Annotated in this window: 8 protein-coding genes; all 8 read right to left on the bottom strand. The window is 51.0% G+C overall.

Annotation, left to right across the window (positions count from 1 at the left end):
* Window positions 1-3: 3 nt before the first annotated feature.
* The gene (locus L1285_RS19890; protein ID WP_235413949.1) at window positions 4-702 is read right to left on the bottom strand and encodes an SPOR domain-containing protein; all 699 of its coding nucleotides are present in this window, start codon (window positions 700-702) and stop codon (window positions 4-6) included.
* Window positions 703-714: 12 nt separating this feature from the next.
* Window positions 715-1977 (bottom strand): bifunctional tetrahydrofolate synthase/dihydrofolate synthase, encoded by a 1263-nt coding sequence (folC, locus tag L1285_RS19885; protein ID WP_235413947.1) that lies wholly within the window; start codon window positions 1975-1977, stop codon window positions 715-717.
* Between the two features lie 21 nt (window positions 1978-1998).
* A complete protein-coding gene (gene accD, locus L1285_RS19880) occupies window positions 1999-2874 on the bottom strand; it encodes an acetyl-CoA carboxylase, carboxyltransferase subunit beta (RefSeq protein ID WP_125716140.1) in 876 nt (291 codons plus the stop codon).
* 166 nt (window positions 2875-3040) lie between these two features.
* Window positions 3041-3838 (bottom strand): tRNA pseudouridine(38-40) synthase TruA, encoded by a 798-nt coding sequence (gene truA, locus L1285_RS19875; protein ID WP_046006460.1) that lies wholly within the window; start codon window positions 3836-3838, stop codon window positions 3041-3043.
* Between the two features lie 94 nt (window positions 3839-3932).
* Window positions 3933-10163 carry a FimV/HubP family polar landmark protein gene (locus tag L1285_RS19870; protein WP_235413946.1) on the bottom strand — a complete coding sequence of 2077 codons (6231 nt, stop codon included), beginning with the start codon at window positions 10161-10163 and terminating at the stop codon, window positions 3933-3935.
* A gap of 329 nt (window positions 10164-10492) precedes the next feature.
* Entirely contained in the window at window positions 10493-11509 is a 1017-nt protein-coding gene (locus L1285_RS19865) for an aspartate-semialdehyde dehydrogenase (RefSeq protein ID WP_235413945.1), read from the bottom strand.
* Between the two features lies 1 nt (window position 11510).
* Window positions 11511-12644, bottom strand: coding sequence for a 4-phosphoerythronate dehydrogenase (locus L1285_RS19860; RefSeq protein WP_235413943.1), 1134 nt, complete (start codon window positions 12642-12644; stop codon window positions 11511-11513).
* Between the two features lie 62 nt (window positions 12645-12706).
* On the bottom strand, window positions 12707-12997 hold the full coding sequence (locus L1285_RS19855) for a DUF6419 family natural product biosynthesis protein (RefSeq protein WP_235413942.1): 291 nt from the start codon (window positions 12995-12997) through the stop codon (window positions 12707-12709).
* Window positions 12998-13129 lie beyond the last annotated feature (132 nt).

Raw genomic sequence — 13129 nt, 5'->3', positions numbered from 1 at the left:
AGATCATTTTACCACGGTAAACTGAGTCAGACGGCCGTTTAACTTAGTTAATTTCTTTAATTCTGGTAGCTTAGCTTCGAGTTTGGCTTTATTTAAATCTGGTCCGACAAACACTTTGGTCAAAGTGCCATTGGGTGTTTTAACCGGACGGGTAAAGGTCTTGAAACCATTTTGGGTCAGCTTTTTGGTCAGGGCGTCCACATTGGATTGGTGCGAGAAGCTGCCAAGCTGGATCACATAAGCCATCTGGCTAAAGTTAGAAGACTCAGGACGCGTTAACGGCTCGCGCTTTGCTTCAGTGGAGGCTTGTGCAACCGTGTTTGACTCGACAGGTGCATTAACGGGCTCAATAACCGCAGTCTCGTTATTGTCAGCCGATTGCTGCGCAACCTCAGGTTTTTTTGGCTGCTCAGACGCCGCTTCGCCTTGTTGTGTTTCAGGTGACGCTATGTCGGCACTGAGCTGAGCATCATCCGCTTCAATGTCTTCTATCACCTCTTCCATGGGCTCAGTGGCCAGCGATGCGCGTTCATCTATCCGTGCTTTTAGCTCTATGGTCGAGAACTCAGGACGCTCCGGAATAGGCTTGAACCCTTCTTTATAGTGGACTTTTTCGCCATCCAGAATATTGGGTATAAACACCACCGCCGCTATCACAACGATGCTGGTGCCGACCAGTCGGTTAATAAATCCTGAGTTCACAACTATTGCTCTCTAATTTTGCCAGTACTGCATGGCCGCGGCCACGGTCACAAACGAGCCAAATACAATCAACACCGTGTCTTTAGGTTGCTTTGGACACAGACTTTGCAGGGCCGAGTCGACACTCGAAAATACCTGACTGTGCTCACTGTGCGGTGCTGGCAACAATGTCAGCAGCTGCTCTGCACGCTCTCCTCGGGGACCATCTAATGAAGCACAGCTCCATTTTTCTACCACATCTGACAGGGCATCAATCACGCTCGCTTTATCCTTATCAGCAAGCATAGCGACTAAGGCATGAATTTTAAAGCCCTGATTTTTCAAACGCATTAATTGCGTTCTCAGGTATCGCGCCGATTCCGGATTATGTGCCACATCGGTATAAACCAGTGGCTGCTGACTAAGCTGCATAAACCGCCCCTCCACTTGGAGTTCAGCCAGCGTTTGCTTTACCAGCTCTGCATCGGGCAGCAAATTCAGCCGGGCAAGTACAGTGAGCGCCGTTGCCACATTTTGTGCAGGAATAGCCGGTTGTGACAAGGTCAGGTCGTGTTCACCATATTGCCAGCGTAAGCCATCTGCCAAAGGCGTGAAGTGAAAGTCGCGCTTTGACAGGATAAGCTCAGCGTTAATCTCTTCACCATAATCGGTCACTGTGTGGGGAATATCTAAATCTCCCACAATCGCCGGCGTATTGGTGCGGAAAATTCCCGCCTTGTCGTAGCCCACCAGCTCACGGGTGTCGCCCAGATACTCTTTGTGGTCAAGGTCTATGGTGGTGATCACGCTCGCATAAGGCGTCACGATATTAGTCGCATCATAGCGGCCACCCAGGCCGACCTCAAGCAGCACATAATCCACCGCATGCTGCTTAAACAGCCACAATGCCCCCAGAGTTCCATACTCAAAGAAGGTCAGTTCAACGTCGCCCCGGCCCTGATCCAATGCATAGAAAGCATCAACATGAGACTGACTGGGCAAGGTTTGACCATTGACTCGGACGCGCTCGTTATAATGGATTAGATGCGGAGAGGCATAAGTGCCCACGCTGTAGCCCTGTGCCAGCAACATGGCTTCCAGACAGCGTGCGGTTGTGCCTTTACCGTTAGTGCCACCAATGAGAATAATTTTGCTGTTGCTGTTGAGCAGGTCGATATTGTTAGCGGCCTGCGCTACGCGCTCCAGACCCATGGCAATGTTGGCAGGATGTAACTGTTCTAAATAACAAAGCCAATCATTCAGAGACGATGATTGGCTTGGTGTAGTCTTTGACATAGTGCGCTCAAATTAAAAAATTTACGCTACTCTATGCTCTTGTTCGGTAGAAGGCAAGTTCATGAACTTAGCAAGGATCCGCGCCAATGAGTCACGCATTTCACGACGGTCGATGATCATATCGATGGCACCATGCTCAAGCAGGAATTCACTGCGCTGGAAGCCTTCTGGCAGGGTTTCACGTACCGTTTGCTCGATAACACGAGGACCGGCAAAACCAATCAAAGCTTTAGGCTCGGCGACATTGATATCACCCAGCATAGCCAGTGATGCAGATACACCACCCATAGTCGGGTCTGTCATGACCGAGATAAACGGTAAACCACGCTCACTCATCTTAGCCAGCGCTGCACTGGTTTTTGCCATCTGCATCAATGACATCAAGGCTTCCTGCATGCGGGCACCGCCAGATGCTGAAAAACAAACCAGTGGCATATTGTGCTCAAGACACTCATTCACCGCGTCGACGAAACGTGCACCAACCACAGACGCCATTGAACCACCCATAAAGGAGAATTCAAATGCCACAGCTGCAACTGGAATGCCTTTGAGGTTGCCTTTCATCGCAACCAGCGCGTCTTTTTCGCCACTGACTTTTTGTGCTGCGGTGATTCGATCTGAGTATTTTTTCGAATCTTTAAACTTAAGTACGTCCTTTGGTTCGTGCTGAGTACCCAGCTCAACGCGGCCGCCATCGTCCAGGAAGCTCTCCAGACGCTTACGCGCGCTGATCCGCATGTGATGATCACACTTAGGACATACATGCAGTGACTTTTCCAGCTCTGCTTTGTACAGGATGGAATCACAATCTGTACATTTTGCCCAAACGCCTTCTGGTATCTCTTTTTTACCCGTCGATTTAGCCGTTTTAGGTAAGATTTTTTCTAACCAACTCATTTGCCACTCTCTTAGTGCTCATTCTGTGTTGCTCTCTGCAAATAGCAGATAGATTTTCTCAATTAAAACATGATTAAGACATCAGTGATATAAAAAACTGGTCTTAGTTGTATCAAATAATTAAGACGCTCACACTCGGTGTTGCTTTAGTCAATGTTGGATTGAATTAACGGATAGTTACTTCAGGTAAAAACAATGGCCCCGCCGGCGTTGACGGGATCTGCCAGCGCTCTGGGTAGTCCACATCCACCAGGTATAACCCGTTAGGTTTGGCGGTTGCGCTCGCCTGAGTGCGGTCTTTAATACTCAGCAATTCAGCCATCCACTCTGGCGGGTATTTACCTACCCCGATGTCCATCAAACAGCCCGTAATATTGCGCACCATATGGTGTAAAAACGCATTGGCCTTAACATCAATGACAATATAATCACCAAAGCGGTCGACCTGTAAATGATGGATGTTGCGGCACGGCGAATTAGACTGGCAGTGTACTGCCCGAAAAGATGAAAAGTCATGTTCACCTATCATGACCGGACACGCAGCCTGCATCAGCTCAGCATCCAGTGGATGATAGTAATGGGTTACCCCACTGCGCAAAATGCCCGGGCGATTGACACTGTTGTAGATAACGTAGCGATAGCGCCTGGCCGTTGCACTGAAACGCGCGCTAAATTCGTCATGGACTGGGGTTGCATAGCGCACGGCAATGTCGTCAGGCAGCTGAGAGTTGACGCCGAGTGTAAAGGCTTTCATGTCCCGCTCGGAATGAGTATCGAAGTGGATCACCTGACCTGTGGCATGCACACCAGCATCTGTGCGTCCGGCACAGACCACATCGACCTTGTGATTACAAATGCTGGATAAGGCTGTCTCCAGCTCTTCCTGAACACTATTTACATTACACTGACGCTGCCAGCCACTGTAATTACCGCCGTTGTATTCAATCCCCAAAGCTACACGCATAAACTACTCAAACTCTCATTTCGAACTTAGCCGCGCATTTTATGCGATCGCCGCCGATAATACCAATCTCATCGTATCCTTAGTGAGCGGCGGCTTATTTAATCTGCTGCTTCAGTGCCTGAGCTTCTGCCTGAACCGACTCAGGGCCGTTACTCAGGATCTCCTCAACGGCGTTTTGTGCCGAGTCAAAGTCGCCAATTTCAATATAGGCACGAACCAGGTCGAGCTTAGCAGCATATCCGTCTTCTTCCAGGTCAACATCCGTGGCGTTTTCACCGGCCAGCAACTCTTCAAAATCACCTAATCCTACATCCATATCTGGTGACTGATAGGGCTCTTCCAGTGCCGGTTCGTCATCGCTTTGAGACAATAAGTCATCAATTTCTAGATAATCTTCATTCGTTGCTGCCGAATCTGCATTGTCGTCACCGAGTTCATCCGTTGCAGGCTCGTCAATGTCCTCAATTTCCAGGTCCTGACCCAGCTCCTCACTTAACAGCGCATCAAAATCCAGCTCTGGCTCGTCTGACAGCTCAACATCTGACGTATCCGGCTCTACCGACTCATCCAGTAACGCGCTGAAATCGGTGTCGTTCAACTCTGCCAGAAACTCATCTTCAATGGCAGCTTCGTCGATGTTGATTTCGGGGTCCGGAGTATCTTCCTCGTCGTCATCCAGATCGGTTAGCTCATCCAAAAAGGCATCCGGCTCTTGCGGCAACTCAGGCTCAGCAGGCGTTTCTTCCTCAGACGAATCACTTTGTGCAAACTCTGCCAAGTCCTCATCTGAGAGCATTAGATCGGATAAATCATCATCCAGGTCTTCCAGCTCAAGCTCACCCTCCGGCTCCGATTCCATCGCACTCAGCGCGTCTTCTTCGTTAAACTCAGGGAAGTCTTCTTCCGCCAGTGCATCATCTGTCAGTGTATCGTCTGTCAGGTCGTCTTCTAACGGCGTTTCTTCATCTGCTGAGGCTACTTGCTCTGATGCCTCTTCTGCCTCCGACTCTGCAGCTTGTGGCTCGTCATCCAGAGCCGCCAGCGCGTCGTCTTCTCCAAATTCCGGGAAGTCTTCTTCCACGATTGCATCATCTGTCAGAGGGTCGTCTGTCAGGTCATCTTCTGAAGGCGTTTCTTCATCTGCTGAGGCTACTTGCTCTGATGCCTCTTCTGCCTCCGGCTCTGCTGCTTGTGGCTCGTCATCCATGGCCGCCAGCGCGTCGCCTTCTTCAAACGCCGGGAAGTCTTCTTCCGCCAGTGCATCATCTGTCAGTGTATCGTCTGTCAGGTCGTCTTCTAACAGTGTTTCTTCATCTGCTGTGGCTGCTTGCTCTGGTGCCTCTTCAGTCTCCGGCTCCGCCGCTTGTGGTTCGTCATCCATGGCCGCCAGCGCGTCGTCTTCTTCAAATGCCGGGAAGTCTTCTTCCGCCAGTGCGTCGTCTGTCAGAGGGTCGTCTGTCAGGTCGTCTTCTAACAGTGTTTCTTCATCTGCTGAAGCTGCTTGCTCAGGAGCCTCATCAGCCTCCGGCCCCGCCGCTTGTGGCGCGTCATCCAGAGCCGCCAGTGCGTCCTCTTCTTCAAACGCCGGGAAGTCTTCTTCCGCCAGTGCGTCGTCTGTCAGTACGTCGTCTGTCAGGTCATCATCTAGCAGCGTTTCTTCATCTGCTGAAGCTACTTGCTCTGATGCCTCTTCAGCCTCCGGCTCCAACGCTTGTGGCTCGTCATCCATGGCCGCCAGCGCGTCGTCTTCTTCAAATGCCGGGAAGTCTTCTTCCGCGATTGCGTCGTCTGTCAGAGGGTCGTCTGTCAGGTCGTCTTCTAACAGCGTTTCTTCATCTGCTGAAGCTGTTTGCTCTGATGCCTCTTCAGTTTCCGGCTCCGCCGCTTGTGGCTCGTCATCCAGCGCAGTCAGAGCGTCGTCTGTCAGGTCATCTTCTAACAGTGTTTCTTCATCTGCTGAAGCTGCTTGCTCTGATGCCTCTTCAGTTTCCGGCTCTGCCGCGTATGGCGCGTCATCCAGAGCCGCCAGTGCGTCCTCTTCTTCAAACGCCGGGAAGTCTTCTTCCGCCAGTGCATCATCTGTCAGTACGTCGTCTGTCAGGTCGTCTTCCAACAGTGTTTCTTCATCTGCTGAAGCTGCTTGCTCTGATGCCTCTTCAGTTTCCGGCTCTGCCGCGTGTGGCGCGTCATCCAGAGCCGCCAGTGCGTCCTCTTCTTCAAACGCCGGGAAGTCTTCTTCCGCGATTGCGTCGCCTGTCAGTACGTCGTCTGTCAGGTCATCATCTAGCAGCGTTTCTTCATCTGCTGAAGCTACTTGCTCTGATACCTCTTCAGCCTCCGGCTCCAACGCTTGTGGCTCGTCATCCATGGCCGCCAGAGCGTCGTCTGTCAGGTCATCTTCTAACGGCGTTTCTTCTGATGCGGGTGTTTCGTCTTGTGCTGCACCTTCTGCCTGTTCAAATGCCGTGGGCTCACTATCCTGCTCACTGCTTTCTTCCAGCTCAATCTCAAAATCGGGACCATCCAGGTCGTCAAAGTCACCACCAAAATCTAATAACTCGTCACCATCCTCATCCAGCTCGTCATCAAGCAAGCTGGACGGTTCTTCCTGTTCTAAACTTTCCGCAAGTGCCCTCTCCGTTTCACTCATTGCAGACTCGGGCTCGGCGTCTAGATTGATTACATCGGCCTCAGATTCATCCATTTGTAATTCAGGATAACTACTCAGCTCTTCGCTGGGTATCACCGGGTCAAGCTCGGTCAACGCTTCGTCTTCAGACAAATCTATGTCTTCGTCCGCGAGCGGATCATCACCCAGGTCAATCTCAACTTCATTGTCCAGTTCGCTGTCCACCTCAGAATCGAAGTCATCGGCTTCGGCTTCCAGCGCCTCAAGCAGCTCATCAACATTTTGCAACTGAGGTGGCGTATGAGTTTCGGCTTCTTCTGCTGGGTGTACCAGCTCTTCGGCAAATTCGTCGAGTAACTCGTCTTCAGTTTCTGCTAACGCGGGTTCATCCTGCTCAATGTCAGAATCGGCCTCGTCCAGGTCCAGATCAGTAGACGGTTCAGCTTTGTCATGCAGGGACTGAAGATCGGCTTCCTCTTCCAGCATACCATCAAGGTGACCGTGATCCGTTGTTGAAACAGCCTCGTAGTCAGCCCCCTGTTCGTCCTCTAACTGGCTGTCGATATCATCCGGCGCTTCTGCCAGCAGCTCGTCTTCTGGCTCAGCCTCAGGCTCATCTTCTAACAGGCTGTCGATATCGTCCGGCGCTTCTGCCAGCAATTCGTCTTCTGGCTCAGCCTCCGGCTCGTCTTCTAACAGACTGTCGATATCGTCCGACTCTTCTACCTGCAATTCGTCTTCTGGCTCCGCCTCCGGCTCATCTTCTAACAGACTGTCGATATCGTCCGGTTCTTCTGCCAGCAATTCGTCTTCTGGCTCCGCCTCCGGCTCGTCTTCTAACAGGCTGTCGATATCGTCCGGTTCTTCCGCCAGCAATTCGTCTTCTGGTGCTGCATCCGGTTCATCTTCTAACAGGCTGTCGATATCATCCGGCTCTTCTGCCAGTAGCTCTTCTTCTGACTCAGTCTCAGGCTCATCTTCTAACAAGCTGTCGATATCGTCCGGTTCTTCCGTCAGCAATTCGCCTTCTGGTGCTGCATCCGGTTCATCTTTTAACAGGCTGCCGAGATCGTCCGGCTCTTCCGCCAGCAACTCTGCTTCTGGCTCAGCCTCCGGCGCTTCTTCTAACAGACTGTCGATATCGTCCGGCGCTTCTGCCAGTAGCTCTTCTTCTGACTCAGCCTCAGGCTCATCTTCTAACAAGCTGTCGATATCGTCCGGTTCTTCCGTCAGCAATTCGCCTTCTGGTGCTGCATCCGGTTCATCTTCTAACAGGCTGTCGATATCATCCGGCTCTTCTGCCAGTAGCTCTTCTTCTGACTCAGTCTCAGGCTCATCTTCTAACAAGCTGTCGATATCGTCCGGCTCTACCGCCAGTAGCTCTTCTTCTGGTTCAGCCTCCGGCGCTTCTTCTAACAGGCTGTCGATATCGTCCGGCTCTTCTGCCAGTAGCTCTTCTTCTGACTCAGTCTCAGGCTCATCTTCTAACAAGCTGTCGATATCGTCGGGTTGTTCGTCAGGCAATGCATCACTATCCTGTGCTTCGGCCAATAACGCGTCAATATCATCGCCTAGATCAAGGTCAGGTTCGGCTGCCAGTGTATCGTCAGAGGCTTCATCGTCCTGCGCCTCAGCCAATAACGCGTCAATATCATCATCTGGATCTACATCAGGTTCTGCTGTCAGTGTATCGTCAGAGGCTTCATCGTCCTGCGCCTCAGCCAATAACGCGTCAATATCATCATCTGGATCTACATCAGGTTCTGCTGTCAGTGTATCGTCAGAGGCCTCATCGTCCTGCGCCTCAGCCAACAACGCGTCAATATCATCGTCTGGATCAAGGTCAGGTTCTGCTGCCAGTGTATCGTCAGAAGCTTCATCGTCCTGCGCCTCAGCCAACAACGCGTCAATATCATCATCAGCGTCGAGTTCTGCTGTCAGTGTATCGCCAGAAGCATCACCGTCCTGCGTCTCTGCCAATAAGGCGTCAATATCATCATCAGTGTCGAGTTCAGCATCTGCAGCCTGCGATGCGTCTGCGCCGCTATCCTGCGCTTCGTCCAGCAGGCTGTCGATATCATCAACATCGAAATCGTCTTCAGCAATATCCGGTTCATCATCCAGCGCGCCATCGAGCAAATCGTCGATATCATCGGCACTGAGCAAGCCATCATCTGTCGCTGCTCCGTCAGCCGCTGGGGACTTTGGGGGCGACTCTCCCACTTCATCTATCAGGCTATCTATGTCGTCCAGATCAAAGTCGTCATCCGCTGCACCAGCCTCTTCCAGGCTTTCCTCTGCCAGCTCTTCACTCAATGCAGCAAGCGCGTCATCACTGACATCCAGGGTATCATCATCGGTGCCTTCACTAACCTCGTTGAACAAGTCGTCAATATCATCGGCACTGAGTATGTCGTTATCGTCTTTTGCCGACTCTGCATCGACATCCAGAGTGATCTCATCACCCAGACTGTCATCCCCTTCGTCGAAATTCTGCTGTAAAAAGTCATCCAGGTCATCTGCACCAGCCTCTTCGCTGTTGTCCTCAGACTCGTCATCAAACACAATGTCGTCGTTCAGTAAGCTGTCCAGTTCATCCTGTTCGAGTGTGTCACTGCCCTCTTCAAACGCATCATCTTCCAGGCTGTCAAAGACGATTTCGTCATCTGGCAGAATATCGTCATCCAGCTGAACGCCTTCATTGAGTGCATCGTCCGCATTATCGTGTGGAATATCGAGGTCGAGGGGATCCGCTGCAGCGGCTGCTGTTGCTGCAGCTGCGGCGCCGGCTGCTGCAGGAGCCGGAGACTGCGGCAGGAACTCATCGTCTTCCTCGGCTGGTTTTGCCTTGCGTTTACGCATACGCATCACCACCGCACCTATGATCAGCAAAGAGGGAATGGTGGCAAGTAAGGTCACAACGAGAGGGTTGGCAAATAGCTTAGCAACACTGAACTCGGCGTCCGCCTTTGCCTGCATTTGCTGCTGCGCGATCAACTCGTTTTGCATGTCGATCACGGCTTTAAGTTGCTGCTGAATTTCACTGTCTCTGCCGAGCTGATCCTGAACATTTTTGAGCTCTTCAGAAATATTATTCAGCTTTTTCTCAAGCTCGTTATTTTCCTGGAGGATCTCTTCTACACTGCGTACAGACGTTTTAAATTGGGTTTGTAAATCAAGCAGGCGAGAGTCTTGCTCCATCTTAAGTGATTTGAGCTCATTGGTGAGCGCTTCGCGCGCTTCTTCAACATCGACCTTACGCGCTTGTGTCACACGTTTGTCGGCAGCGTCTATGGTCGCCTGATCAAGCTTGCCGCTTTTTTTCAGCTCCCAAAGCTCATCATCCTGATCCGATTTTTGCCGCGCAAGTTCCGGGTTAACACGACGAATTTCGGCCAGAGTCGGGATTTTCAGATACGCGCCGTCGCGCATGTGGTTGAGGTTGTTGTCCAGAAAAGCCTGCGGGTTTTTCTCGTACAGCGCCTGCATCACCTGATAAATAGAAACCGAGTCGCTGGGGCGGATTTTGTGCGCGATACGCCATAGGGTATCTGTTGGCTTAATCGGGCCAACTGAACGCCCCTGAAGACCGAGGTCCACCCCTTTAGGACCTTTAAGAACGGTCCCATCCTGAGTGTGAACGGGCGCTGCAATAAGGGCCATTGCTAAGATACAAATAAAGGCTAAACCGCGCATGCTGTTCCTTTGTATACTCTTCTTGCGTTGCCCTGGCGGCGACGCGACTACTGAATTGTGCTTAATAGGGCTTGTGCAAGCTCTGTTCCAATTGCCAACTATAAACCAGATAACGGCGAATATCCATCGCCAAAGTATTGAAAATTAACATTCTTATCATGCTTTTTAATGAGTTAGCCGGGCTTTATTTAAGCCCCTGATTATTCTCAAGGATAGACGAATTACACCGACATGGCGCAAGAGAAATGAAAAGTGGCAAAATGCTGCCGTCAGGAAGCGACAACAAAGGAAGGTCAGGATCTGTCATAAGCGACAAACCCTGTAACAGATCACAAATAGTGTGCGATTAACTCTTCAGCAATTTGTACGCTGTTGGTCGCGGCACCTTTGCGGGTATTATCAGACACAACCCACATGTTCAGACCGTGAGGATGTGAGATATCCGCTCTCAGGCGGCCCACATATACAGTATCGTTGCCGCTGGCATCGCTGACCGGTGTGGGGTAATCCTGCTCATCTTCGATCAGTTCCACGCCTGGTGCCTCATTCAGCAATTGCTTGATATGCTCAAGATCGTAAGGCATGCGGGTTTCCAGGTGGATGGCTTCCGCATGGCCATAAAAGACCGGCACGCGCACAGCGGTTGGGTTAACCATAACACTGCTGTCACCAAGGATCTTCTGTGTTTCCCAGACCATTTTCATTTCTTCTTTGGTGTAACCATTGTCCTGAAATGTATCAATCTGTGGGATCACATTAAACGCGATTTGCTTGGTGAAGACCTCGTTTTCCATCGGCCTTGCATTCATCAGGTTAGCCGTTTGCTTGGCCAGTTCGTCCACCGCTTCTTTGCCTGCACCAGAGACCGCCTGATAGGTAGACACATTGATACGATCAATTCCATAAGCGTCATAAATCGGCTTTAACGCCACCATCATCTGAATCGTCGAACAGTTTGGATTGGCGATGATGTTACGATTGCGAAAATCCGCCAGGCTTGCGCTGTTGACTTCTGGGACCACCAAAGGCACGTCATAGTCGTATCTGAAGTGCGAGGTGTTATCGATCACCACACAGCCCGCTTCTGCCGCTATCGGCGCATACTGCTCAGAGACGCTACCGCCAGCTGAAAACAGGCCAATATGAGCCTGACTAAAGTCAAACTCTGCGACATCGAGCACGGTAAGCGTTTCGCCGTTAAACTCAATTTCTTCACCTGCGCTGCGGCTGCTCGCCAGCGGGTACAGGTTGCCAACCGGGAACTTGCGCTCTGCCAGTGTTTCAATAATTTGCTTACCAACCAGCCCGGTTGCCCCGAGCACCGCCACATCATATTTCTGCGACATATTATTCCTCATTCGAATTAACTACTTTAAAACCAAGCTGCTGTAACTGTTGCCCACACTGTGGCGCATTTTGTACCGTGAGGGTATTAAACTCGCGGCGCGGGGGATAGTTTTTACGCAACATATCAAACCCCTGACTGGCGATATTACTGCGCATCAGGCCATCATCACGACGAATATCATAGACCAGATGCACCAGTCTGCCGAGTTCCTGTTCACTGAGCGTATGCTCCGCATAGCAAGAAGTCAGTGCTGGTATAGGTAAAAACGACTCCAACGATTTACTCGCTTCTACGCCTAACTGGCTGCACAAAGCCTGGTACAACATCTGAGTACCGCGCGCTTTGCCTTCCAGCGTATGGCCGGCAATGTGCACAGAGGCAAATAAGGTGTGTGCCAGCAGCGGCATCAGAATATCGGGTTCGTTTTCCCACACATCCAGCACCAGATCGATTGACTGACCGCCCTCAAGCGCATTTAACAACGCCTGATTATCAATCACATCGCCCCGACTTGCGTTAATCACCAGCATATCAGGCTTAAGTGCCGAGATCCGCTGAGCATTAAGCAGATGGCGCGTCTGATGCGCCCCGGTCCGAACTAAAGGCACATGAAACGTAACAATATCGGCTTGCGCCAGCAGCTCATCAAGTGGCATATGCTGAGCCAGCGTACCGGACTCATGACGCAGTGGGTCGCACAGCAATAACTCAATCCCGCTGGCAGCCAGTTTGTCGTGTAAACACTGGCCGATTTTGCCAACCCCAACAATACCCAGCTTTTTGCCTTGCAGATTAATCGCTCTGTGCTGCGCATACGCATACAGAGCACTGATCACATACTCAGCAACGGCAACCGCGTTACAGCCGGGGGCACTGGCAAATCCAATACCACGCTGCGTTAGCAAGGGCCGGTCGATGTGATCAACACCTATGGTTGCGGTGCCAACAAACTTGAGCTTCGATGCCTCGGCCAGCAGTGTGCTGTCAACCTGAGTCACAGAGCGGGTGAGCAACACATCGGCGTCAATCAGTTGCTGTGGGCTCAGGCTGCGGCCATCAAAACGCTGTACAACCCCAAGATCAGAGAAAAACTCTTCAACCAGGGGCATATTCTGATCTGCAAGGATCTTCATTCATTCTTCCCAAACGATACACGGACCCTTTATTGTACCGCAGCCACCGCCTGGACAACAGACTAACGTTTGTGAACCCCAATACTGATGGCCGCAAACATCACGCAAAGCAAAAATATCACCAGCACTTTAATACTGGGTTGCTCGGTCAAATTGATCCACGGACTGACCAAAAACGCCTGTACATTACACCAGGCTAGAAACATGGCAATGATACTGGCGCCCTGATAGCCGTAAATGGCGCACAACACGCAACTGACAAGGTTAAGAAAAACAGCAGGCTGATAAAGATGAGCTGAAAGCAGCATAGCAAAAAACGTCGCAGACGCGACACACAATGTTCCATATTGCATGACAATTCCCTCCTAGAATGATCTCCTAAACTATAGGCAAGAACTTAAAAACTACAAACCAATTACATAAAAACAACACCAACATGGTTAACTCGCGTGGTAAATAATTAGCAACTAAAATGAAGATAAGAT

This window comes from Pseudoalteromonas sp. DL2-H2.2, from assembly GCF_021532535.1.
Taxonomy (GTDB): domain Bacteria; phylum Pseudomonadota; class Gammaproteobacteria; order Enterobacterales; family Alteromonadaceae; genus Pseudoalteromonas; species Pseudoalteromonas rubra_A.
The sequence above is the reverse complement of the archived record's forward strand: the minus strand, read 5'-3'. Positions and strand labels throughout refer to the sequence as shown.